The organism is Chromobacterium sp. LK11 (genome assembly GCF_001043705.1).
Taxonomy (GTDB): Bacteria; Pseudomonadota; Gammaproteobacteria; order Burkholderiales; family Chromobacteriaceae; genus Chromobacterium; species Chromobacterium alkanivorans.
Genome location: NZ_LDUR01000027.1, coordinates 117180 through 138990, shown reverse-complemented (window position 1 = coordinate 138990; position 21811 = coordinate 117180). Strand labels below are relative to the sequence as shown.

Below are 21811 nucleotides of genomic sequence, written 5' to 3'. Positions count from 1 at the left end.
CCGCTCAATGATGGCCAAAGGCGGTGCCGCCCTTGCCGTCCGGTAGCGCGATGCGGATGTTCTGCATCATGCCCTGGTCTTCGTGGTCCAGGATGTGGCAATGCAGCACGAAGTCGCCGATATAGCGCTGGTAGCGGGTGCGGATGGTGATGGTGTAACGGCCGGCCGCGGCGACCTTCGGGTCATTGCTGGCCTTGAGGTTTTTCACCCATAAAGTGTCTTTCCAGACGTTTTTCAGACCGCTGTACTGGGTATCGCCCGGGTCCATCGAATCCGGCGCGCCTTCCGCGCTGACGTCGTTGCCCTTGGGATCTACTATCTTGACGATCTGGAACGGGTTGACGTGGATATGGTAGGGGTGACTGACGAAGTCGGAGCGCAGCGTCCACTCGTCCACGCCGCCCAGCTTCAGGGTGCGGTCTATGCGCTCGCCGGCATAGGGTTTGCCGTCCACCTGGAAGAAGGCGGCGCCGGGTTGGGATACGTCGATGTTGAACGTCAGCGTCTGGGCGCCGGTCACTTCCTTGGGGTTTATGTCGGGATGCGGCACAAAGCTGCTCAGCCTCATCCCATTGCGCAGCTCCGCGCTGACCTTGTTGGCGACGGCGGGCGGGAAGTGGGCGCGGGCGGCGCCGGTCAGTACCTCCTGCAAAGGTCGCGAGGGCTGGCCGGGAGCAACGTCCACCACGCCCAGCAAGCGGGCCGACGGCGCCGAGCGGTCAATGGTGCTGCTGACCTTGACGTCGTTGATCAGGCAGTATTTGCCAGCGCTGGGGAAGGACACCAGCGCGTCCCAGCGGTAGCCGGGCTGGAACACCACGCTGTTGCGGGTTTGCGCCTTGCCCATGGTCAGGCCGTCGGCGGCGATCAAGGGCAGGTTCAGTTCCGCGCCGCTGCAATAGTCGTTGACGTAACCGTCCATCTGTTTGGCTAACAGGCCGGCCAGCGGCGGCGCGCCGGCGCTGAGCCGGCGCAGTTTCAAATTGATGGTGTCGCGCACGCCGGCGTGAACCATTCTCCAGCGCTCCACGTCGCCGGCCCGCGCCTGCATCATCTGGCCCAATACCACGCCGTTGATGCTGGTGTAGCGGCCGGATTCTTGCCAGGTCTTGGGGCCGAATTGATCGTAGCCCTCGATGCCGCCGGTATCGCCGTCGTCGCAGCGGTAGCGTTGGTCCTCCTCGTTGGGCGGCGTGGAAGTGTTGCCGTAGGTCTTGATCATGCCCTTGTTTTGTCCGGCCTTGAAGCGGCAGGCGTACTGGATTTGCTGGAACACCAGCACCCGCTCGCGGAAGCTGGCTCCGGCATAGGGCTGCAACAGGGTGTCGATGTCGCCGTTCTGCTGCTGGGTGGGTTGCCGCGTGCCGCGCACGATCAGCGCGCCGGCCATGCCGCTGGACACTTGCAGCGCGGTGGAGCCGTGGCGATGAGTGTGATACCAGAAGGTGCCGGCCGGATGGTCGGGCGGAATGTTGTACTCGTACTGGAAGCTGACGCCGGGATTGATGGAGATCAGCACATTATCGCTATTGCCGGCCGGATTGATCCAGAGCCCGTGGGTATGCAGATTGGTGCCGTTGAAACAGTGCGGCTGATTGGCGCTGCCGCCTTGGTCGGTGCAGCTGGGGTCGCGGATGGGCTTGCCGTCGGCGTCGTGGTCCAGCTTGTTGTTCAGGCTGATGCGCACGGTCTGTCCGGGGTAGACCTCGATCTGCGGGGCGACGAAGGGCGTGGCGCTGGGCTGGGAGGATGTCGGCGTCGGGGCTGGGCTGAGCGCGCCGGGCAGGTAGCTGCGCAGCGCCACCTTGTCGTAATGGATCTGCCCGGGTCGTTCCAGCGAAGGGTTGCGAATCCAGCCGTAGCGATAGCGGATGTCCAGGTCGTAGGCGACTTCACGCGGGGCGGCCTGCGGCTGGTCAAGCTCCAGCGGCGCGCGAAGCAGGGCGGCGGTGTTGAGCGCGCCGGCGGGCGGTGCGGCGGGGATGGCCAGCAGCCGCGGCGGGTTGTCTATCTGCGGGAGGTCTTCGCCGTGGCCGGTCGCCGCGAGCAGCAGCGCGGCGAGGCCTAGCGGAACGGGAGCGAGGCGAGCGGTGAGCATATTCATCTTGGTCTCCGAGTTGGCGTGTTTGCCCACGGACAATTGCGGGGCAGCCAATTCAGCCTAGTTCCAGATCGACGCCGTTTAAGCCTAATGTCATGTTTTGTCGGAGTGGGCTGATCCGAAGGACAGGCGCGGTCGGCCCCGCCGCGGCTTGCGAGCCTGGATGTCGGCGGCGGCCGCTTTCCGGTATGCTTGCCGTTTTGCCGTTTTCAATACGCTGAACCGAACTATGCACATCCATATCCTGGGCATCTGCGGCACCTTCATGGGGGGCATCGCCGCTATCGCCAAACAAGCCGGCCACAAGGTGACCGGCTGCGACGCCAATGTTTATCCGCCGATGAGCACCCAGCTGGAAGCCATGGGCATCGAGCTGATCCAGGGTTTCGGCGCGGAACAGGCCGACATTGGCGCGGACATCTTCGTGGTGGGCAATGTAGTGACGCGCGGCAAGCCGCTGATGGAGGAAATCCTCAACCGCGGCCTGCCTTATATTTCCGGCCCGCAATGGCTGGCGGAAAACGTGCTCAAGGATTTGTGGGTGCTGGCGGTGGCCGGCACTCACGGCAAGACCACCACCAGCTCGATGCTGGCCTGGATACTGGAGGACGCCGGCCTGGCGCCGGGCTTCCTGATCGGCGGCATTCCGCAGAACTTCGGCGTGTCGGCGCGCCTGCCCGGCGCGCCGCGCCAGGACGCGGCCAGCGTCAGTCCCTTCTTTGTGATTGAGGCCGACGAGTACGACACCGCCTTCTTCGACAAGCGCTCCAAATTCGTTCACTACCGGCCGCGCACCGCGGTGTTGAACAATCTGGAGTTCGACCACGCCGACATTTTCGCCGATCTGGCGGCGATAGAAACCCAGTTTCACCACCTGGTGCGCACGGTGCCGGGCCAGGGCCTGATCGTCAGCAACGGCCGCGAGGCCAGCCTGGACCGGGTGCTGGAGCGCGGTTGCTGGACGCCGGTGGAGCGCTTCGGCGCGGACGCCGGCTGGCAAGCGGGCGAGGCGGAGGCCAACGGCCATTTCGACGTGCTGTTCAACGGCCAGATCCAGGGCCGGGTGCGCTGGGAGCTGATGGGCGAGCACAACCGTCTGAACGCGCTGGCGGCGATCGCCGCCGCCCGCCATGTCGGCGTGGCGGTGAGCGTCGCCATCGACGCGTTGTCGCGTTTCCAGAACGTCAAGCGGCGGATGGAAGTGCGCGGCGTGGCGGCCGGGGTCACGGTGTACGACGACTTCGCCCACCACCCCACCGCCATCGCCACCACCGTGGCCGGCCTGCGTCACAAGGTGGGCGGCGCGCGCATCCTGGCGGTGCTGGAGCCGCGCTCCAACACCATGAAGCTGGGCACGATGAAGGCGGCGCTGCCGGCGTCGCTGGCCGACGCCGACCTAGTGTTCTGCTCCGCCGCCAATCTGGGCTGGAACCCCGGCGAGGCGCTGGCCGAACTGGGCGAGCGGGCGCAGACCTTCGACGACTTCGACGCGCTGCTGCAGGCGGTGGTTGACGCGGCGCGCCCGGGCGATCAGGTGCTGGTGATGAGCAACGGCGGCTTCGGCGGCATTCACCAGAAGCTGCTGGACCGGCTGGCCGCGCGCGGCTGAGCGACGAGCATCGACGCAAGAAAGGGGGCCGTTGGCCCCCTTTGTCTTTTTACGGCGCGCAGCAGGTCGTAAACCGGTGCTTAGCCGCGCAACTTGGCGGCGATGCCGGCCACGCGCTGGCCGTAGGCCTTGGCGGTGTCCAGGTCGCCTTGCGGGATTTCGTCGACGCTGGCGTCTGACGGCGACTGCACCAGCAGGCCCACCGAGCCGCCTAGATTGTTGATGTCCTCGCGGCTGGCGTTCTTGGCGTTGCTGGGCAGCAGGCCCAGGCTGACCCACAGGCCGCCGTGCTGGGAGGCCAGGGTTTGCAGATAGATCAGCGATACCTGCTTGTCGCCGTTCAGGCTGGCGCTATTGGTGAAGCCCCCGAATACCTTGTCCTGCCAGCCGCGGGTAAACCAGACTTTGGAACTGGCGTCGGCGAATTTCTTGAACTGCCAGCTTGGGCTGCCCATATAAGTGGGCGAGCCGAAGATGATGGCGTCGGCGCTGTTCAGCAGGTCCCAGGCGCCGGCGGGCAGATTGCCCTCGGCGTCGATGGCCAGCAGCTGCGCGCCGGCGCCGGCGGCGACATGCTGGGCCACTTGCTGGGTGTGACCGTAACCGGAGTGGTAAACAACGACGACTTTTGCCATGGCGGGCCTTTCATATTGCCGTGAATTGAGAAAGGCCTGCCGCGCGGCAGGCCTTTGCCAAGTATTGGCGATGAGGATGAATTGAAAAAGCGTCGCCGGATGAATTAATTATTTAGCTGAATTAAACAATCCCGGCGGTTCGCCACACTCCCGGAGTCGCGAGTCGCACATTCGAATGGCGGGGTTTTTGCCGCGTCCGCCAAATAAAAACGCCCACGGCTTCGTGGGCGTTTTCTCGGTTTGAGCCGCGGCTTAGTGGAACTGCTCTTCCTCGGTGGAGCCGGTCAGCGCGGTGACGCTGGACTGGCCGCCCTGGATCACGGTGGTGACGTCGTCGAAGTAGCCAGTGCCCACTTCCTGCTGGTGGGACACGAAGGTGTAGCCGCGCTCGCGAGCGGCGAACTCCGGTTCCTGTACTTTCTCGACATAGGCGGACATGCCGCGGGCAACATAATCCTGCGCCAGATCGTACATGTTGTACCACATGTTGTGGATGCCGGCCAAAGTGATGAACTGGTACTTATAGCCCATCGCGCCCAGCTCGCGCTGGAATTTGGCGATGGTGGCGTCGTCCAGATTCTTCTTCCAGTTGAAGGACGGCGAGCAGTTGTAGGCCAGCAGCTTGCCTGGATGCTTGGCGTGCACCGCTTCGGCGAACTTGCGCGCAAACTCCAGGTCCGGGGTGCCGGTTTCGCACCAGACCAGGTCGGCGTAGTCGGCGTAGGCGATGGCGCGGCTGATCGCCTGCTCCAGACCCTTCTTGGTCTTGTAGAAGCCTTCCGCGGTGCGTTCGCCGGTCAGGAAGGGACGGTCGCGCTCGTCGCAGTCGCTGGTCAACAGGTCGGCGGCTTCGGCGTCGGTACGGGCGATCACCAGCGTGGGCACGCCGTAGACGTCGGCGGCCAGGCGCGCGGCGATCAGCTTCTGCACCGCTTCCTGGGTCGGCACCAGCACCTTGCCGCCCATGTGGCCGCATTTCTTCACCGAGGCCAGTTGGTCCTCGAAGTGCACGCCGCCGGCGCCGGCGCGTATCATCGCCTTCATCAGTTCATAGGCGTTCAGCACGCCGCCGAAGCCGGCTTCGGCGTCGGCCACGATAGGGGCGAAGTAGTCGATGAAGCCGGCGTCGCCTTGAGCCACGCCCTTGGAATGCTGGATTTCATCGGCGCGGGTGAAGGCGTTGTTGATGCGCTCCACCACCTTGGGCACCGAGTCCACCGGGTACAGCGACTGGTCCGGATACATCGCCGAGTATTCGTTGTTGTCGGCGGCCACTTGCCAGCCGGACAGATAGATGGCCTTGACGCCGGCCTTGACCTGCTGCATGGCCTGACCGCCGGTCAGCGCACCCAGACAGTTGATGTACGGCTCGCTGTGGAGCAGGCCCCACAGCTTGTCCGCGCCGTTGCGCGCCAACGAGTACTCAATCTGCAGCGAGCCGCGCAGCCGTTCCACATCGGCGGCGCTGTAGCCGCGCTTGATGCCTTTCCAGCGGGGGTTCTCGTTCCAGTCTTTCTGGATGGCTGCAATGCGTTGTTCGCGAGTCGTCATGCTAAAACCCTTCTCGATACGTTTCTGTGCGCGCCGGCAGACGCCGGCGTCCTCATTAAGCGATCAGTTCCATCCGGTTTTTCCGGATTTTCTTGCGGTCGGCCCTCATGGCGCCGGCTCGGCATGCCCGCCGCGCCAAGCCCGTGGATAGGGGCCGCCCGGCGGTGCACTTGCGGGTGTGGCTCAATTATTAGCACAAAAAAAATGGCTTGTGTGCAGTGCAGCACAAAGAAAATTGTTGATTTTCAAAAGCTAACAGCAACTTTCCTAAAACGAATATTGCAGCTCGCTCAAGCGTTTGCTTTTTGAAAATAAAAGTCCGCAAACGCACATCGGCGCGCTGGACCCCGAATACGGCGGTCTGACGCCGTTCAGTCGTTCTCGGGACTTGAATTCCGCGACGAAGCCCCTACCTTGAGTCGGGACTATTCGTACCGCTGAATCCAAATCCGAGGAATCGCCATGCAGGACAAGCAAAACATCGCGGCAGACGCCGTGGACAATGACAATATCGACGCGACGGTGGCGGAGCAGGCCGTAGAGCAAGAGCTGAGCGCGGAGCAGCAGATCGCCGCTCTGGACGCGGAAGTGGCCGAACTGAAGGACGCGCTGCTGCGCGCCCGCGCCGATCTGGAAAACCAGCGCCGCCGCGCGCAGGAAGACGTGGCCGCCGCGCACAAGTACGCGATCAGCAAGTTCGCCGGCGAGCTGGTGTCGGTGAAGGACTATCTGGAAATGGCCTTGCTGGACCAGAGCGGCCAGATCGACACGCTGAAGATGGGCGTGGACATGACGCTGAAGCAATTGGTCTCCGCCTTCGACAAGGCGCAGATCAAGGATATCGCTCCCCAGGCCGGCGACAAGCTGGATCCGCATCAGCACCAGGCGATGAGCGCGGAAGAGGCCGACGCCGAACCCAACACCATCGTGCGTGTGATGCAAAAAGGCTACCAGATCTCCGACCGCGTGCTGCGTCCGGCGATGGTGGTGGTGGCCAAGGCAAAAGCATAAAAAAGGGCGGCGTGCTCCTCTTGAAATAATGGGCATAGCCAATACCTATTGAGACAACAGGCGGTCGCTATCGAGCAAATGGCCGCTGAAACGAATTGAGATAAAGGAACTTCGACATGGGTAAAATCATTGGCATCGACTTGGGCACCACCAACTCCTGCGTATCGGTAGTGGAAGGCGGCAACCCGAAAGTGATCGAGAACGCCGAAGGCGCTCGCACCACGCCGTCCATCATCGCTTACATGGACGACGGCGAAATCCTGGTCGGCGCGCCGGCCAAACGCCAGGCGGTGACCAATCCGCGCAACACCATCTACGCCGCCAAGCGCCTGATCGGCCGCCGCTTCGAAGACAAGGAAGTGCAGAAGGACATCGATCTGATGCCTTTCGAAATCCTGAAGGCCAAGAACGGCGACGCCTGGGTCAAAGTGCGCGACCAGGAACTGGCTCCGCCGCAAATCTCCGCCGAAGTGCTGCGCAAGATGAAGAAGGCCGCGGAAGACTATCTGGGCGAGGAAGTGACCGAGGCGGTGATCACCGTGCCGGCCTACTTCAACGACAGCCAGCGTCAGGCCACCAAGGACGCCGGCCGCATCGCCGGCCTGGAAGTGAAGCGCATCATCAACGAACCGACCGCCGCGGCGCTGGCCTTCGGCCTGTCCAAGCAGGAAGGCGACCGCAAGATCGCGGTGTACGATCTGGGCGGCGGCACCTTCGACGTGTCCATCATTGAAATCGCCGACGTGGACGGCGAACACCAGTTTGAAGTGCTGGCCACCAACGGCGACACCTTCCTGGGCGGCGAAGACTTCGACCAGCGCGTGATCGACTACATCGTGACCGAATTCAAGCGCGAACAGGGCGTGGACCTGAAGAACGACGTGATGGCGCTGCAGCGTCTGAAGGAAGCCGCTGAAAAAGCCAAGATCGAACTGTCCAGCGCGACTCAGACCGAGGTCAATCTGCCCTACATCACCATGGACGCCACCGGTCCGAAGCACTTGGCGATGAAAATTACCCGCGCCAAGTTCGAAAGCCTGGTGGAAGAACTGGTCGAGCGCTCGATCGAACCGTGCCGCGTGGCGCTGAAGGACGCCGGCCTGTCGGTCAACGACATCTCCGACGTGATCCTGGTCGGCGGTCAGACCCGCATGCCCAAGGTGCAAGAAAAGGTTAAGGAGTTCTTCGGCAAGGAGCCGCGCAAGGACGTGAACCCGGACGAAGCCGTGGCCGTGGGCGCCGCGATTCAGGGTTCGGTGTTGTCCGGCGACCGCAAGGACGTGCTGCTCTTGGACGTGACCCCGCTGTCGCTGGGCATTGAAACTCTGGGCGGCGTAATGACCAAGCTGATCCAGAAGAACACCACCATCCCGACCAAGGCGTCGCAGGTGTTCTCCACCGCCGACGACAACCAGACCGCGGTGACCATCCACGTGTTGCAGGGCGAACGCGAGAAGGCCTCCGCCAACAAGAGCCTGGGTCAGTTCAATCTGGGCGACATTCCGCCGGCGCCGCGCGGCATTCCGCAGATCGAAGTGGAATTCAACATCGACGCCAACGGCATTCTGCACGTGTCGGCCAAGGACAAGGCTTCCGGCAAGCAGGCCAACATCACCATCCAGGCTTCCTCCGGCTTGTCCGAAGCCGAGATCCAGCAAATGGTGAAGGACGCCGAGGCCAACGCCGAGGAAGACAAGAAGCTGCACGAGCTGGTGACTGCGCGCAACCAGGCCGAAGGCCTGATCCACAGCGTGAAGAAATCGCTGGCCGAGCACGGCGACAAGATCGACGCCGCCGAAAAGGCCAAGATCGAAGACGCGGTGAAGGCGGCCGAGGAAGTGGCCAAGAGCGAAGACAAGGCCGAGATCGAAGCCAAGACCGAAGAACTGGCCAAAGCCAGCCAGAAGCTGGGCGAGATCATGTACGCCCAGGCTCAGCAGGCTGAAGCCGGCGCCCAGCAGGGCGGCGCGGAAGCGCAGGCTGGCAAGCAGGAAGACGGCAACGTCGTCGACGCCGAGTTCGAAGAAGTGAAGAAAGACAAGGCTTAATCGCCAGCCGATGTCTTGACGCCTGATGACCGGGCCGGGCCCGCCGGAGAGTTCCGCGGCTCGGACCGGTCATTGGCGTATGGTGGCCGGCCGCGTTCGGTAGCTTGCTCCCGAGCGGGCTGAATTTTGAGAGAGACAGGAACATGTCCAAGAAAGATTACTACGATGTGTTGGGCGTCAACCGCGACGCCTCCGACGACGACATCAAAAAGGCTTACCGCAAGCTGGCGATGAAGTATCACCCGGACCGCAATCCGGACAGCAAGGAAGCGGAAGAGAAGTTCAAAGAGGTCAAGGAAGCCTACGAGATTCTGTCCGACAGCCAGAAGCGCGGCGCTTACGACCAGTTCGGCCACGCCGGCGTGGATCCGCAGGCGGGCGCCGGCGGCGGCGCGGGCTTCGGCGGTTTCGGCGATTTCGCCGACATCTTCAGCGATATCTTCGGCGGCGGCCGTTCCGGCGGCGGCGGCGGCGGGCGTTCCAACGTTTATCGCGGCGCGGACCTGCGCTACAACATGGAAATCTCGCTGGAAGAGGCCGCACGCGGCTGCGAGAAGCAGATCCGCATCCCTTCTCACGAAGAGTGCGAAGTCTGCCACGGCAGCGGCGCCAAGCCGGGCACCCAGCCCAAGACCTGCTCCACCTGCGGCGGCCACGGCCAGGTGCGGATGAGCCAGGGCTTCTTCTCCATCCAGCAAACCTGCCCGACCTGCCACGGCACCGGCAAGCAGATTACCGATCCTTGCACCAGCTGCCACGGCGCGGGCCAGAAAAAGACCAACAAGACGCTGAACGTGAAGATCCCGCCCGGCGTGGACGAGGGCGACCGCATCCGCCTGTCCGGCGAAGGCGAGCCGGGTCAGAACGGCGGCCCGTCCGGCGATCTCTACGTGGTCACCCACATCAAGCCGCACGCGGTGTTCCAGCGCGACGGCATGGATCTGCATTGCGAGATGCCGATCTCCTTCTCCACCGCGGCCTTGGGCGGCGAAGTGGAAATACCCACGCTGGACGGCATGGCCAAGGTCAAGATCTCGTCGGAGACCCAGAGCGGCCGCGTCTATCGTTTGCGCGGCAAGGGCGTGAAGGCGGTGCGCGGCACCGATTACGGCGATCTGCACTGCCACGTGGTGGTGGAAACTCCGGTCAAGCTGACCGAGCGTCAGAAAGAGCTGCTGCGCGAATTCGACGCCATCAGCCAGGGTGATGTGGCGACTCACAACCCGCGCTCCAAGTCCTTTATGGACAAGCTGAAGGACTTCTTCGGCTAAGAACGTGTTTACGATCTCGCGAGCAAGAGCGAGACAAGGCGAAAACGGCTGAGAAAGCGGAATGTACGAGTGGTACATGAGCATTTCGAAGCGGTACTCACCGTGTAACGCTCCACGCAGCGCAGCAGATCGTAAACAGGTTCTAAGCGGGTCCCGGCGGCCATCGCGGTCGTCATGGCAACAACGGCAAGCGCGAGCTTGCCGTTTTTTTATGCGCGCACGATTGTTTTTTCGGGTCAAATGTTTTTGGGTAACTTGTTGTAATGAGCGTTTTTTTAAAATGAATTATCTGGAGGGTTCCGGTTTTCGGCCTTATCTTGGAGAGGCCCCGGAACCCCGCTCCGGGGCGAAAACATAAAAATATCCGGACGTCCGCCGTCAGGCGCGGCGCATCCGGCTTCGCTCAAAGGAGAGTTTCATGGATGAACTGGTCAACGCCGTCAACGGCGTCATCTGGAGCCCGGCGCTGATTTACCTGTGTCTGGGCGTGGGTCTTTACCTGTCCGTGCGCACGCGCTTCCTGCAGTTGCGCCACTTCAAGGAAATGCTGCGCTTGATGTTCAACACCGAGAGCACCGCCAGCGGCGTGTCCTCGTTTCAGGCGCTGGCGATGACGCTGGCCGGCCGCGTCGGCACCGGCAATATCGCCGGCGTCGCCACCGCGATCACGTTCGGCGGGCCGGGCGCCGTCTTCTGGATGTGGATGGTGGCCTTCCTCGGCGCCAGCTCGGCCTTCGTCGAATCGACGCTGGGCCAGGTCTACAAGGAGAAGATAGACGGCCAGTACCGCGGCGGCCCGGCCTTCTATATCGAGAAGGGGCTGGGCATGAAATGGTATGCCTGGCTGTTCGCCATCACCACCATCGTCGCCACCGGCGTGCTGTTGCCGGGCGTGCAGGCCAACTCCATCGCCGCCTCGCTGAACACCGCCTTCGGCATCGCGCCCACCGTCACCGCGGCGGTGCTGGCCATCATCCTGGGCTTCATCATCTTCGGCGGGGTCAAGCGCATCGCCTTGTTCGCCGGCGCGGTGGTGCCCTTCATGGCCTTGGGCTACATCATCGTCGCCTGCGTGATCATCGCGCTGAACATCGAGCAATTGCCCGGCGTGATGGCGCTGGTATTGAAGAGCGCGTTTGGCCTGGAGGCCGGTTTCGGCGCCATCCTCGGCCTGGCCATCCAGTGGGGGGTGAAGCGCGGCGTGTATTCCAACGAAGCCGGCCAGGGCACCGGCCCGCACGCCTCCAGCGCAGCCGCGGTGTCGCACCCGGCCAAGCAGGGACTGGTGCAAGCGTTCTCGGTGTACATCGACACCCTGTTCGTCTGCTCCGCCACCGCCTTCATGCTGCTGATCACCGGCCAATACAATGTGCAGGGTCCGGAAGGGCAGGCCATGTTCACCGGCATCGCCGGCGTGGCGGCGGGTCCGGGCTATGTGCAGATCGCGATGGAAAGCATGATGCCTGGCTTCGGTTCCATCTTCGTCGCGCTGGCGCTGTTCTTCTTCGCCTTCACCACCATCGTCGCCTACTACTACATCGCCGAAACCAATATCGCCTTTATCAACCGCAAGATTCAGCTGCCCTGGCTGAGCTTTGTGCTGAAGATTGCGCTGATGGCGGCGACGGTGTACGGCACGGTCAAGACCGCGGATCTGGCCTGGGGCTTGGGCGACATCGGCGTGGGTCTGATGGCCTGGCTCAACATCATCGCCATCATCCTGCTGCAAAAGCCGGCGCTGGCCTGCCTGCGCGACTACGAGGCGCAGAAGGCGAAGGGGCTGGACCCGGTGTTCCATCCGGAAAAGCTGGGCATCGTCAATGCCGCTTACTGGGAAGGACGGCGCGCGGAGGACAATCTGGCTGCGGAGTTGGCGGCGCAGGCCGGCAAGCCCGCGGATGAAGACAAGCTGGCGCCGCGCAAGGGCTGAGCGGATGCGGACGGCGCCGGCATCCGGCGTCGTCGGCAAGCCGGGCGTGCAAAATTCAGAACACTCTGTTTTGCCGGCCGGCATCCGCTGCGGGGCGGCGGCAACAGGCGTACAATGGCCGGGCTGATCCTTCTAATGGAATTGTCATGATTTTCGCCAATCGCTATTTTCCCGCCACTCGCATGCGCCGCATGCGCAAAGATGAATTCTCCCGCCGCCTGATGCGTGAAAACGTGCTGACCGCCAACGACCTGATCTATCCGGTATTCGTGATGGAAGGGCAGAATCGGGTGGTGGAAGTGCCGTCGATGCCGGGCGCGCCGCGCCAGACGCTGGACAAGCTGTTGCACACCGCCGAACAGGCGCTGGAACTGGGCATCCCGATGCTGTCGCTGTTTCCGGTGATCGAGTCGGGCAAGGACAATAGCGCGCAAGAGGCTTACAACCCGGAAGGCCTGGTGCCGACCGTGGTGCGCGAGTTGAAGAAGCGCTTTCCCGAGCTGGGGGTGATGACCGACGGCGCGTTGGACCCGTACACCATCCACGGTCAGGATGGGGTGATGGACGACAGCGGCTACGTGCTCAACGACGAAACCACCGAGATCCTGATCAAGCAAGGCCTCTGTCACGCCGAGGCCGGCGTGGACATGTTCGGCCCGTCCGACATGATGGACGGCCGCATCGGCGCGATCCGCGAGGCTTTCGAGGAGGAAGGCTTCATCCACACCAAGATCCTGGCGTATTCGGCCAAGTACGCGTCCGGTTTCTACGGCCCCTTCCGAGACGCCTTGGGCTCGTCCGGCAATCTGGGCAAGGCCGACAAGAACAACTATCAGATGGACCCGGCCAATCTGGACGAAGCGATCCAGGAAGTGGCGCAGGATCTGGAGGAGGGCGCCGACGCGGTGATGATCAAGCCGGGCATGCCCTATCTGGACGTGATCCGTCGGGTGAAGGACACATTCCGGGTGCCGACCTTCGCTTATCAGGTGTCCGGCGAATACGCGATGCTGAAGGCCGCGTTCCAGAACGGTTGGCTGAACGAGGAAAAGTGCATGCTGGAAAGCCTGATCGCGTTCAAGCGCGCTGGCGCGGACGGCATTCTGACCTATTTCGCGCTGGACGCGGCGCGCTTGCTGCGTCAACGCTGAGCGTCGCCAAGCAATCCATTGCGCCCCGGCTCAGGCCGGGGCGTTTTGCATGGGAACGGATATGGACTTGATGCATTCCACGCTGTTCTGGATCGTCATCGCCGCCGCGCCGGCGGTGACGGCGCTGGGCATCCTGATCCGGCTGGCCAGGCGCGAGCCGCCGCCGGATCTGCCGCCCGGGGTCAAGCCCTTGGGCTGGGACGACGAAGACGAGGAAGACGACGACAAGGCGCCGCCGGCGGCGGGCGGCTAGTCGAAGCGCCAGCTGGCCATGGACAGATTGCCCATGCGCCAGTCGTCGTGCAGCTTGAGCGCGGGCGCGCCCGGCGTGCCGGCGCCCAGCGCCACCCACAGCGGGGCGATGTGTTCGTCGCTGGGATGGTTGTGGCGCGGATAGGGCGCTTGCTGCAGCCAGTCGGCCAGCGTGTCCCGGGCGCCGTTCAGCAACTGCTGGTCCAGCCAATCGCGGAAGGCCAGCGCCCACGGCGCCGGCGCAGAGCCTTCCGGGGCCAGCGCGCGCAGATTGTGGGTGTAGCTGCCGGAGGCGATGATCAGGACGCCTTCGTCGCGCAGCGGGCGCAGCGCCTCGCCTATGCGCATCAGTTCAGCGGCCGGCGCTTGATGCGGCAGCGACAGATTGACGATGGGGATGTCCGCCTGCGGGTACATCAGCATCAGCGGCGTCCAGGCGCCGTGATCCAGTCCGCGTTGTTCGGTGCTCTGCGCCGGCAGTCCGGCGGCGGCGAACAATTCATGCAGGCGCGCGCACAGCGGCGCATCGGTGCGCGCCGGGTAGTTCAGGCGGTACAAGGCCTCGGGAAAGCCGTAGAAGTCGTGAATGGTTTCCGGGGCCGGGTTGTGGTTGACTACCAGGCCGCGGGTTTCCCAGTGCGCGGAAACAATGACGATGGCGCGCGGGCGCGGCAACTCCGTTCCCAGCCGGGCGATGAAGTGGCGGCTTGGGCTGTCTTCCAGCACCAGGGTGGGGGCGCCGTGCGAGATGAACAGCGCGGGTAGGCGAGCGGTCATGGCTGAAGCTTTCATTCAAGAGATGGCTTCAGCTTAAGCCACGGCGATTCTCTGATAAACCGCAGTTTATTGGCTTTATTGTTTACTGGTTGGAAACAATTTGGCGAGGAGACGGCCAGCCTGCGAGGGGACGGCTGGTTCAGGGGGCTTAGCTTAATCCGCCAAGCAGGATGGCACAGCCGGCGATGAAGATGAGGAAGCCCGCGACGCGCCGCCAGTTGCGCTTGCCTTGCCTGCTGGCCAATGGCTGCCGTTTCAACCTTCTCAGCTGTTGTCGGTACATGGTCATTTGACGCTCCTATATTTGAATGATAATCATTTCTATTTGAATGTCAAAATAAACGCTCTCGCTTGGAGCGTTGGAGGGAAGGGCGGTTGCGCGCCGTCGGCGTCGCGCATTGCGGGACGCACTGCGGCAGTTGGACGGATTCGCCAAGGCGTCGTGGTTCATTGCAGCCAAGCGAAATTGGCGCACAACTCCAGCCAGAACGCTGGCCAGTCTGCGGCTTTCATCGGGGTCTCCGTTGTGGGGATGTTCCGAGTATCGCCTGGCGATCTATATTTGTGAAATTGATTGTTTTTTGTTTTTAATTAGCTGCTTGCTATGGGTTGGGCTTGTCGCCCGAGAATAGGCTGAGAGAGGGCGGAGAAGGGAGGATGCCGCCCCGCAAGCGCTCCGCTCGCGGGGCGGGACGGGCGTTAATCCCAGGGCACTTCCGCGGCGTTTTCATCGACGACGGTGGGACGGCTGTCCGTCGCCGGAGCGGCGGCGGCCGGGCTGTGCGCGTCTTCCAAGCCTCCCAACGCGGCAACCAGCGCGTCCACCAGTTCGCCCAGCTCTTCGCTCATCAAGGTGAAGGTGGCTTCGAACAGGCTTTCTCTATCGTCGCCGGCCTGGCTGGCTTCGTCCTGCAGCAGGTCCAGGAACTGCAGCCGTTTCAACTGCAGCATATCGGTCAGCTGGAAGCGGATCTTTTCCTGCCAGATCAGGCCCACCCGGGTCACTTGCTTGCCGGTGGCGATGTGCTGGCGGATTTCGTCTGCGGTCAGGTCGATGCGCGCGCAGCGCACCACCGCGCCGTTCTCGCCGCTGTCCTTCAGCTCGCAATCGGAATCCAGCTCGAAGCCGGCCGGCGCTTCGCCGGCCGCCAGCCAGTCCGTCATCGCGGTGTGCGGGGCGATCTTGGTGCGCGGCAGCGCGGCGGGGAAGGGAGGCAGCGCCTCGCGCAGCTTGGAGACCAGCGCCTCCGCCTTGCTGGCGGCCGCCGAATCGACCATCAACCAGCCGCGGCGGGTATCCAGATAGGCGCTCATCCGGCTGCTGCGCACGAAGGCGCGCGGCAACAAGTCGTCGGTGATCTGCTCTTTCAGCGCCAGCTTTTCCTTGCGGCCCACCTTGCGCAACTCCTTGTCTTCGATCTCGGCGACTTTCAATTCGACGAAATCGCGGATCACCGACGAGGGCAGCACTTTGTCCTCGCGGCGCAGCGACACCATCTGGCAGCCGCGCACGGCGTAAACCGGCGCGTCCAGATGGCCGGAGGCGGGCACCCAGCCCTCGCTGAACCAGTCCAGCCCCATGCAGTGCTGGAATGGACGCTTTTCCAGAGCGGCGGAAAGCTGTTCGTTGTCGGGGGCGTCGTCTTGATTCAAACGGTAAAAAGATAGTTGCCTAAACCACATATTTGTTCCATAATGCGCGTCCTCTGATGCCACAGATTGTACCGCAGCCAGCACGGCAGCGGGGCGGTTTTCAGACAAGCTTGAGATGGTCGTCGGAGTGTAGCTTAGCCTGGTAGAGCGCTACGTTCGGGACGTAGAGGCCGGAGGTTCGAATCCTCTCACTCCGACCAGTCAGATAGAAAAAGCTTGTCAGAAAGCATCGGGTGTAGTAAATTTCTGCTCCTCGGCGCTGAGCGCCGAAAGCAGTAAAACGGAGTGTAGCTTAGCCTGGTAGAGCGCTACGTTCGGGACGTAGAGGCCGGAGGTTCGAATCCTCTCACTCCGACCAGATTCAAAACCCTGAATTCAAATCATTGAATTCAGGGTTTTTGCATTGGCGCGCGGATAAATTAAACCGGCGATTTAGAAATGGTCGCCGCCCCTTTTCAAATCGACGGAAACTGTTTATTATTACGCGCTCTGCTTCAGGGCGGAGTGATGTGCCGGTATAGCTCAGTTGGTAGAGCAGCGCATTCGTAATGCGAAGGTCGGGGGTTCGACTCCTCTTACCGGCACCACAATCCCGCTTTGAACTGCAATCAGCCCGCTATCGCGGGCTTTTTGCATTTCCGGCCGCCGTGCGCGCTGGCTTCTCTATCTCCCGTCTGTTTCATTTCCGTTGGTTCGCTTTGAAAATCCGGCGACGGACGCCGTCGCGACGACTGGTGATTGCCTGTCGATTATGATATAAGCATTTTATCGGCAGGCGTGCTTAAATGGCGGCCTGTTGCGCCGCGAGCGGCTTGAGAATGCGCTTGGGCTGAAATATATTGTGAACGTCTGTTATGACGAATGGACATGACGGTCTAGGCTGTCATCTAATGGAAAGCTACAGCCATTGTAGAGAGCGAACATGCTATCCAATTCCGTTGCTACTTTCAGCCTGTATTCGGATTTATACGCCCGGTTTCGCCCGGCGTATCCGGAGGCCTTGTATCAGTGGCTATTGCCGCAGTGTTCCGAATACGAGCGAGCCTGGGATTGCGCAACCGGCAACGGCCAGACCGCGGTGAGGCTGGGAGACAGCTTCGCGCGGGTGGACGCCACCGACATCAGCTCCGCGCAGCTGGGCCAGGCCGAGGCGCATAATCAGGTGTATTACCGCGAGTGCCCGGCCGAGGTCACGCCCTTCGACGACGCCAGTTTCGATCTGATCACGGTGTCGCAGGCGCTGCATTGGTTTCATTTCCCGTCGTTCTGGCCGGAAGTGGGGAGGGTGCTCAAACCGGGCGGGGTGTTCGCTGCCTGGGGTTATCATTTATGCCGGGTCTCCCCTGAAGTGGACCGCGCCGCGGCGATTTTGACTTCCATCATCGAGCCGTTCTGGTCCAGTCGCTGCCAGATCCTGTGGGACGGCTACAGCACGGCGGGCTGCCCGCTACCCGCGTTGGAAACGCCGGAACTGGCGATAGAGTGCGATTGGACGCTGGAGCAGTATCTGGGCTTTCTCAACACTTTGTCCGCCAGCAAGCTGTGCAAACAGACTCTGGGCGAGCATGTGCTGGACGACGCCTCCGGCCGCATCGCCCGCGCCTGGGGCGATGGCGAGCAGCCGCGCCGTGTCGGCATGCCCTTGAGCCTGCTGGTGGCGCGGCGCCCGCTGTCTTAGAACCTGTTTACGATCTGCTGCGCTGCGGCGATACGGCGTTAAAAACCGCTTCGAAATGCTCATGTACCACTCGTACATTCCGCTTTTTCGCTGGTTTTCGCCTTGTCTCGCCCTTGCTCGCGAGACTTTGAGTAGGCTCTTAGCCCCTCAATGTCCGCCGCGCCTGACGACGTGCGGCGGATCGTTGACGGCTTCTCAGCGCCGCTTGTCGTATTCCGCCTGCAGATCGGACAGCAGGATATTGAGCGCGTCGGACGAGCGCAGCAGCTCGATCAGCGACACCGCCAGCGAGCAGATCATGCACAGCAGGCTGATGCCGAAAGTCAGCTCCCCCCAGGCCTGCCAGCCGGTGTAGACCTGAAACATCGCCACCGTGCACAGGAACAGGCTGGCGATGCCCAGGCACTGCATCCATTTGATCAAGGTGATGCGGGTGCGCAGATTGCCGATCTGGCGCAGGATCTTGGGGTCCTGGCTGTCGCGGTACTCCTCGTACAGATTGCGAATGATGCCGGCCAGGCCTAGAAAGCGGTTGGTGTAAGCCAGCAGCAGCAGGGAAATGGCGGGAAACAGCAGGGCTGGGGTGGTCAGGGTCAGCGCGGAGTGCATCAGGCGTTCTCATCAATCAGGACATCAATGCCGTTGTCGGTTGCGTCGAATAGTTCGATTACGTCCGGGTTCTTCATGCGGACGCAGCCGAGGGAGCTGGGGGTGCCCCAGGGCACGTGGTCTCCGGCTCCATGGATGTAAATGGCTCGATTATAACTGTCTACCTCGCCGCCTTGGTTCTTTCCGGGCTCTTCGCCGCACAGCCACAGGATGCGGGTGAGGATCCAGTCCTTGTTCGGATACTGGGCGTGCAGCTCCGGCGTGTACTTCCAAGGCGTCACTTTGCGGCGGAAGATAATGGTGTTGGCCTCCACGCCGGCGCCGATGCGCTCGCAGACCCGGTGCCAGCCGCGCGGCGTCTGGTAGCTGCCGCTGACTTCTCCCACGCCCTTGCGCGCGGTGGACACCTGGTATTCGCGCTGCAGCAGCCCCCAGCCGTCGTAGCGGAGCAAGGTCTGGCTGCGCACGCCGACCAGAATCCAGGGCGCGCCGTAATGGCGCGGATTGGGATGGGTGTCCAGCAATGGGGCGGCGGACTGCTGCTGGACGGCGAACGCCGCCGCCGCCAAGGGATCCATCGCCAGCGCGGCGTCTTCGTCCGCGTCCGCGGCGAAGGCGGACGCGCTCAAGGACAGGACGAGCATCAGTCGCAGCATGGCATCAGCCTTTCCGACGGGTTTGGAAAAACGCCGTCAACGGTTGCGCGCAGGCGTCCGCCTGCTGCTTGCCGAACACCGCGGCGTGATGATTGAGGCGGCTGTCTGCGAACACGTCCAGCACGCTGCCGGCGGCTCCGGTCTTGGCGTCCGGGGCGCCGTAAATCACGCGAGCGATGCGAGCGTGCATGATGGCGCCGCTGCACATCAGGCAGGGTTCCAGCGTCACGTACAGATCGCAGTCGTCCAGGCGGTAATTGCCCAGCAGGCCGGCCGCGTCGCGCATGGCCATGATTTCGGCGTGAGCGCTGGGGTCGCGTCGGCCTATAGGTTGATTGTAGCCGCGTCCTATCACTTCGCCTTGCCGGACGACGACGGCGCCCACCGGAATCTCTCCTTCCAAGCCGGCCTGGGCGGCCAGCTCCAGGGCCAGGGCCAGATGACGAGAGATCTCGGCGTCGGGCGGCGGCGCGGCCACGGGAGGGTGCGCGGCGAGCTGCCGCAGCAAGGCGTCTTTGGCCTCGTCGCCGAGCTGGTTCCAGTGAACGCCGCGACAGGCGGCTTCCAGCGCGAACAATAGTTTGCGGGTGGCGGTGCGTCCGCGGCTTTTCAATTGCAGAAAAGCCAGGACCGGGCCGCGTCGCCGCAGATCGTCGGCGTTGATGATGCCGATCTCGGCCAGCCAGGCGATGGCGGCGGGAGGCAGAGGGGGCGAGGCCAGCGGCGCGGGGTTTGCGATGGTTTCAGCGGGCGGGACGGGTTTGTCTTGCATGATGTCGATTTTAGCGTAAAGAAATCCTTTGCACGGCCGATAGAACGTCATAACCATAGGTTTTTTCTTATATGTCCGTGATAAAGCCCTACACCGCTTCTTATGCGCTCTCCCAGGCCAAGCGGCCTGGCGGCGCGCCGCAAGCTTCTTCCGCCGAGCCCGCGTCGGCCCGGACGAGCGTCGAAAACCCCTCTCCCTGGCCGGCCAGCCCCGCGCAACAGGCGCGTCAGCAGCTGCAATCCTCCCTGCAGCAAGGCCTGGGCAAGTTCATGCAGCAATTGAGAGTCGCTTTGCGGCCCTTGCCCAAGCGTTCGCCCGAAGTGGACGATACGCAAAAGGCGATGCTGAAAAAGAAAGTGGACATGTTGCTGCAGATGGCGCAGATGGCGGGCCGCGACAAGGCCAGCCTGAAAGCGTTGGCGGCGGAGCTGGCGCGCGCGGTCAAGGAGTTGAAGCAACTGGTGGCCAGCATGACGCAGAACGCCGCCGATTCGACGATGTCGGTGAGCGTGGGCGGCGAAGCGGCGGCGGCGAGCGCGGCCGCTTCGGCCGAGTCCGCGCCCGCGGACGGCGGCGGGGACGTTTCCGGCGCCGCGGCCCAGGTCCAGGCTCAAGCCGCCGCCGCCGAGGATGAAACGCGGCAGGCCAAGGACGAGGCGGGAGACGCCGCCGGCGCGCGCGGCGACGCGGCGGCCGCGAATGGCGACAAGAACGCCGGGACGGCCGCCCGCGCCGAGGGCGGCGTATCCAGCGCGAGCGAGGGCAAGCCGCAGGCCGGCGGCAATCCGGTGGCCGGCGACCGGGTGATCCAGGACATCATGATGAAGCTGAAGCAGCTGCAAAACTGGCTCAAGCAGCAGACGCGTCAGCTGCAGGCCGACCAGGAACTCCGGAAGATGATGAAGGAGATGGACAAGGACATGGCCGGCATCGAGAAGATGCTGGCGACCGGAGAGGTGGCGGAGAACGGAGAGATGGACGTTCAGGTCCACGTCGAGGCGGAGGCCGGCGCGGGCGTGAACGTCCAGGCTTGATCAGCGATTGCGCCAGAGCCGGCGGCCCAGCTGCCACAAGGCCCATAGCCGCGCGCCGGTGCCAAGCCAGGATTGCAGTCTTCCGCCGGGGGGCAGCAGGCTGCCGAGCGCGGCCAGCATCTTGCCGAGGCCGCGCTGACGGCCCCAGGCCTTCAAACCTTCGCCGGCGGCGCCGAAAGGGTGGCGGCGCAGGGTGTCCAGTTCCAGGCGCAGCTTCACTCTGAGCGCTTCCCCCTTCATCACCAGCAGCTGTTTCTTGATGGCGCGGTCCCTTGGGTTCACGGCGCGTCTCCTCCGCCCAGGGCCGCCCAGTCCTTGCGCACCTCTTCCAAGGTGGTGGCGAAGGCCGGCCCTTGCTCGCGCAGGCGTCGGCGCAGGCGTAAGCCCAGCCAGACGCCGGCGCCGCAGAACAACAGCGCGCAGGCGGCGAGCGCCCAGGCGCGCAGCGTCGGCGGAGTCAGCGTCCAGACCAGCAGCAGCCCCGCCATCAAGCCGACGGCGATCAGAATCAGCGCCAGCATGCCGGCGAACAGGCTGCCGATGATGTCGTCTTTCAGTTCCTGGGCTTCAAGCGACAGCAGCTCGGCCCGGGTCAGCAGCAGGGAAGCCACCCCGCCGGCGAAGGAGCGCAGGCTGCCGGGACGGGGCGGGGATTGGCGTTGCGGCATGCCTTAGCGGCGGGAAACCAGCATGCCCAGCAGGAAGGCGACGCCGGCGGCGATGCCTATCGATTTCCACGGGTTTTCATGCACGTATTGATCGGTCGCCTTGGCGGCGACCTTGGCCTTGCCGACCACCACTTGCTCGGCGTCCAGCAACTTGGCCTTGGCGAGCTTCAGCTTCTCGTTGACGCGTTGGCGGATTTCCTTGCTTTTCTGGCTGCCGTCGTCCAGCGAGGCGTCGATCAGCTCTTCGGTGCTGACCAGAACCTGGCGCACGTCATCCAGTAATTGTTCTTTTTCCTTGGCGATTGCAGCGGCATTGGACATAAAGATCTCCTGGTGAAAATGAATGGGAAATACCGCGAAGGCACGACTCTCGCGGTGCAGCAATCAAGCTGGCTACCATGAACC

General features: G+C 63.2%; 21 protein-coding genes and 3 tRNA genes. 12 read left to right on the top strand and 12 right to left on the bottom strand.

Annotated elements, in window-relative coordinates; genetic code table 11:
- Nucleotides 1-4: 4 nt before the first annotated feature.
- Nucleotides 5-2104, bottom strand: a complete 2100-nt coding sequence (locus VK98_RS16335; RefSeq protein ID WP_197083074.1) for a multicopper oxidase family protein — start codon at nucleotides 2102-2104, stop codon at nucleotides 5-7.
- Between the two features lie 226 nt (nucleotides 2105-2330).
- Here VK98_RS16335 and mpl point away from each other — a divergent pair, with 226 nt between their 5' ends.
- On the top strand, nucleotides 2331-3710 hold the full coding sequence (mpl, locus tag VK98_RS16330; RefSeq protein WP_048415038.1) for a UDP-N-acetylmuramate:L-alanyl-gamma-D-glutamyl-meso-diaminopimelate ligase: 1380 nt from the start codon (nucleotides 2331-2333) through the stop codon (nucleotides 3708-3710).
- 80 nt (nucleotides 3711-3790) lie between these two features.
- Here the strand turns inward: mpl and VK98_RS16325 are convergent, their stop codons facing one another.
- Nucleotides 3791-4345 (bottom strand): flavodoxin family protein, encoded by a 555-nt coding sequence (locus VK98_RS16325; RefSeq protein ID WP_048415037.1) that lies wholly within the window; start codon nucleotides 4343-4345, stop codon nucleotides 3791-3793.
- 252 nt (nucleotides 4346-4597) lie between these two features.
- Nucleotides 4598-5896 (bottom strand): isocitrate lyase, encoded by a 1299-nt coding sequence (aceA, locus tag VK98_RS16320; RefSeq protein ID WP_019101049.1) that lies wholly within the window; start codon nucleotides 5894-5896, stop codon nucleotides 4598-4600.
- A 462-nt stretch (nucleotides 5897-6358) separates the two neighbouring features.
- On the opposite strand from aceA, the gene grpE reads away from it, so the two are divergent.
- The 6 genes from grpE to VK98_RS16290 all read left to right on the top strand — a co-directional run bounded on the left by grpE (nucleotide 6359) and on the right by VK98_RS16290 (nucleotide 13560).
- Nucleotides 6359-6907, top strand: a complete 549-nt coding sequence (gene grpE, locus VK98_RS16315) for a nucleotide exchange factor GrpE (protein WP_048415036.1) — start codon at nucleotides 6359-6361, stop codon at nucleotides 6905-6907.
- Between the two features lie 116 nt (nucleotides 6908-7023).
- Nucleotides 7024-8955 carry a molecular chaperone DnaK gene (gene dnaK, locus VK98_RS16310; protein WP_048415035.1) on the top strand — a complete coding sequence of 644 codons (1932 nt, stop codon included), beginning with the start codon at nucleotides 7024-7026 and terminating at the stop codon, nucleotides 8953-8955.
- A gap of 143 nt (nucleotides 8956-9098) precedes the next feature.
- Nucleotides 9099-10226, top strand: a complete 1128-nt coding sequence (gene dnaJ / locus VK98_RS16305) for a molecular chaperone DnaJ (protein WP_048415034.1) — start codon at nucleotides 9099-9101, stop codon at nucleotides 10224-10226.
- A 418-nt stretch (nucleotides 10227-10644) separates the two neighbouring features.
- A complete protein-coding gene (locus VK98_RS16300) occupies nucleotides 10645-12156 on the top strand; it encodes a sodium:alanine symporter family protein (RefSeq protein WP_048415033.1) in 1512 nt (503 codons plus the stop codon).
- A 146-nt stretch (nucleotides 12157-12302) separates the two neighbouring features.
- Nucleotides 12303-13307 (top strand): porphobilinogen synthase, encoded by a 1005-nt coding sequence (gene hemB / locus VK98_RS16295; protein ID WP_043591896.1) that lies wholly within the window; start codon nucleotides 12303-12305, stop codon nucleotides 13305-13307.
- Nucleotides 13308-13368: 61 nt separating this feature from the next.
- Nucleotides 13369-13560: a hypothetical protein gene (locus VK98_RS16290; protein WP_048415032.1), complete on the top strand. Its 192-nt coding sequence runs from the start codon at nucleotides 13369-13371 to the stop codon at nucleotides 13558-13560.
- Here VK98_RS16290 and VK98_RS16285 read toward each other — a convergent pair.
- From VK98_RS16285 to VK98_RS16280, 3 genes are all read right to left on the bottom strand, one after another.
- Nucleotides 13557-14336 carry a class III extradiol ring-cleavage dioxygenase gene (locus VK98_RS16285; protein ID WP_048415031.1) on the bottom strand — a complete coding sequence of 260 codons (780 nt, stop codon included), beginning with the start codon at nucleotides 14334-14336 and terminating at the stop codon, nucleotides 13557-13559. The genes VK98_RS16290 and VK98_RS16285 overlap by 4 nt on opposite strands.
- Nucleotides 14337-14484: 148 nt before the next feature.
- Nucleotides 14485-14625, bottom strand: a complete 141-nt coding sequence (locus VK98_RS23815) for a hypothetical protein (RefSeq protein WP_156187906.1) — start codon at nucleotides 14623-14625, stop codon at nucleotides 14485-14487.
- Between the two features lie 410 nt (nucleotides 14626-15035).
- Nucleotides 15036-16019 carry a recombination-associated protein RdgC gene (locus tag VK98_RS16280; RefSeq protein ID WP_048415030.1) on the bottom strand — a complete coding sequence of 328 codons (984 nt, stop codon included), beginning with the start codon at nucleotides 16017-16019 and terminating at the stop codon, nucleotides 15036-15038.
- Nucleotides 16020-16112: 93 nt separating this feature from the next.
- Here VK98_RS16280 and VK98_RS16275 point away from each other — a divergent pair.
- The 4 genes from VK98_RS16275 to VK98_RS16260 all read left to right on the top strand — a co-directional run bounded on the left by VK98_RS16275 (nucleotide 16113) and on the right by VK98_RS16260 (nucleotide 17667).
- A tRNA-Pro gene (locus VK98_RS16275) sits at nucleotides 16113-16189 on the top strand.
- Nucleotides 16190-16270: 81 nt separating this feature from the next.
- Nucleotides 16271-16347, top strand: a tRNA-Pro gene (locus tag VK98_RS16270).
- A 153-nt stretch (nucleotides 16348-16500) separates the two neighbouring features.
- Nucleotides 16501-16576, top strand: a tRNA-Thr gene (locus VK98_RS16265).
- 335 nt (nucleotides 16577-16911) lie between these two features.
- Entirely contained in the window at nucleotides 16912-17667 is a 756-nt protein-coding gene (locus tag VK98_RS16260; protein ID WP_048415029.1) for a class I SAM-dependent methyltransferase, read from the top strand.
- A gap of 195 nt (nucleotides 17668-17862) precedes the next feature.
- Here VK98_RS16260 and VK98_RS16255 read toward each other — a convergent pair whose 3' ends face one another.
- Genes VK98_RS16255 through tadA form a run of 3 tightly spaced genes read right to left on the bottom strand, consistent with a single transcriptional unit; the run spans nucleotide 17863 to nucleotide 19704 of the window.
- Complete coding sequence (locus VK98_RS16255; protein ID WP_019104308.1) at nucleotides 17863-18276, bottom strand: DUF2721 domain-containing protein; 414 nt, start codon at nucleotides 18274-18276, stop codon at nucleotides 17863-17865.
- Nucleotides 18276-18932 (bottom strand): L,D-transpeptidase, encoded by a 657-nt coding sequence (locus VK98_RS16250; RefSeq protein WP_048415028.1) that lies wholly within the window; start codon nucleotides 18930-18932, stop codon nucleotides 18276-18278. Before VK98_RS16250 ends, VK98_RS16255 begins: the two co-directional genes overlap by 1 nt.
- Before the next feature lie 4 nt (nucleotides 18933-18936).
- On the bottom strand, nucleotides 18937-19704 hold the full coding sequence (gene tadA / locus VK98_RS16245; RefSeq protein ID WP_048415027.1) for a tRNA adenosine(34) deaminase TadA: 768 nt from the start codon (nucleotides 19702-19704) through the stop codon (nucleotides 18937-18939).
- Nucleotides 19705-19775: 71 nt separating this feature from the next.
- On the opposite strand from tadA, the gene VK98_RS16240 reads away from it, so the two are divergent.
- On the top strand, nucleotides 19776-20738 hold the full coding sequence (locus VK98_RS16240; protein ID WP_048415026.1) for a hypothetical protein: 963 nt from the start codon (nucleotides 19776-19778) through the stop codon (nucleotides 20736-20738).
- Here VK98_RS16240 and VK98_RS16235 read toward each other — a convergent pair whose 3' ends face one another.
- Genes VK98_RS16235 through VK98_RS16225 form a run of 3 tightly spaced genes read right to left on the bottom strand, consistent with a single transcriptional unit; the run spans nucleotide 20739 to nucleotide 21727 of the window.
- Nucleotides 20739-21020: a hypothetical protein gene (locus tag VK98_RS16235; protein ID WP_048415025.1), complete on the bottom strand. Its 282-nt coding sequence runs from the start codon at nucleotides 21018-21020 to the stop codon at nucleotides 20739-20741.
- A complete protein-coding gene (locus VK98_RS16230) occupies nucleotides 21017-21406 on the bottom strand; it encodes a phage holin family protein (protein ID WP_048415024.1) in 390 nt (129 codons plus the stop codon). Before VK98_RS16230 ends, VK98_RS16235 begins: the two co-directional genes overlap by 4 nt.
- 3 nt (nucleotides 21407-21409) lie before the next feature.
- Entirely contained in the window at nucleotides 21410-21727 is a 318-nt protein-coding gene (locus VK98_RS16225; RefSeq protein ID WP_048415023.1) for a YqjD family protein, read from the bottom strand.
- Between the last annotated feature and the right edge of the window lie 84 nt (nucleotides 21728-21811).

Bases quoted from the DNA above. Each gene is read 5' to 3' on its own strand.
- hemB (WP_043591896.1), top strand. From the start codon at position 12,303: ATGATTTTCGCCAATCGCTATTTTCCCGCCACTCGCATGCGCCGCATG.
- aceA (WP_019101049.1), bottom strand. From the start codon at position 5,896: ATGACGACTCGCGAACAACGCATTGCAGCCATCCAGAAAGACTGGAAC.
- grpE (WP_048415036.1), top strand. From the start codon at position 6,359: ATGCAGGACAAGCAAAACATCGCGGCAGACGCCGTGGACAATGACAAT.
- VK98_RS16230 (WP_048415024.1), bottom strand. From the start codon at position 21,406: ATGCCGCAACGCCAATCCCCGCCCCGTCCCGGCAGCCTGCGCTCCTTC.
- dnaJ (WP_048415034.1), top strand. From the start codon at position 9,099: ATGTCCAAGAAAGATTACTACGATGTGTTGGGCGTCAACCGCGACGCC.
- tadA (WP_048415027.1), bottom strand. From the start codon at position 19,704: ATGCAAGACAAACCCGTCCCGCCCGCTGAAACCATCGCAAACCCCGCG.
- VK98_RS16250 (WP_048415028.1), bottom strand. From the start codon at position 18,932: ATGCTGCGACTGATGCTCGTCCTGTCCTTGAGCGCGTCCGCCTTCGCC.
- VK98_RS16260 (WP_048415029.1), top strand. From the start codon at position 16,912: ATGCTATCCAATTCCGTTGCTACTTTCAGCCTGTATTCGGATTTATAC.
- VK98_RS16290 (WP_048415032.1), top strand. From the start codon at position 13,369: ATGGACTTGATGCATTCCACGCTGTTCTGGATCGTCATCGCCGCCGCG.
- VK98_RS23815 (WP_156187906.1), bottom strand. From the start codon at position 14,625: ATGACCATGTACCGACAACAGCTGAGAAGGTTGAAACGGCAGCCATTG.
- VK98_RS16335 (WP_197083074.1), bottom strand. From the start codon at position 2,104: ATGAATATGCTCACCGCTCGCCTCGCTCCCGTTCCGCTAGGCCTCGCC.
- VK98_RS16240 (WP_048415026.1), top strand. From the start codon at position 19,776: ATGTCCGTGATAAAGCCCTACACCGCTTCTTATGCGCTCTCCCAGGCC.
- VK98_RS16225 (WP_048415023.1), bottom strand. From the start codon at position 21,727: ATGTCCAATGCCGCTGCAATCGCCAAGGAAAAAGAACAATTACTGGAT.
- VK98_RS16325 (WP_048415037.1), bottom strand. From the start codon at position 4,345: ATGGCAAAAGTCGTCGTTGTTTACCACTCCGGTTACGGTCACACCCAG.
- VK98_RS16285 (WP_048415031.1), bottom strand. From the start codon at position 14,336: ATGACCGCTCGCCTACCCGCGCTGTTCATCTCGCACGGCGCCCCCACC.
- mpl (WP_048415038.1), top strand. From the start codon at position 2,331: ATGCACATCCATATCCTGGGCATCTGCGGCACCTTCATGGGGGGCATC.
- VK98_RS16255 (WP_019104308.1), bottom strand. From the start codon at position 18,276: ATGCACTCCGCGCTGACCCTGACCACCCCAGCCCTGCTGTTTCCCGCC.
- VK98_RS16300 (WP_048415033.1), top strand. From the start codon at position 10,645: ATGGATGAACTGGTCAACGCCGTCAACGGCGTCATCTGGAGCCCGGCG.
- VK98_RS16280 (WP_048415030.1), bottom strand. From the start codon at position 16,019: ATGTGGTTTAGGCAACTATCTTTTTACCGTTTGAATCAAGACGACGCC.
- dnaK (WP_048415035.1), top strand. From the start codon at position 7,024: ATGGGTAAAATCATTGGCATCGACTTGGGCACCACCAACTCCTGCGTA.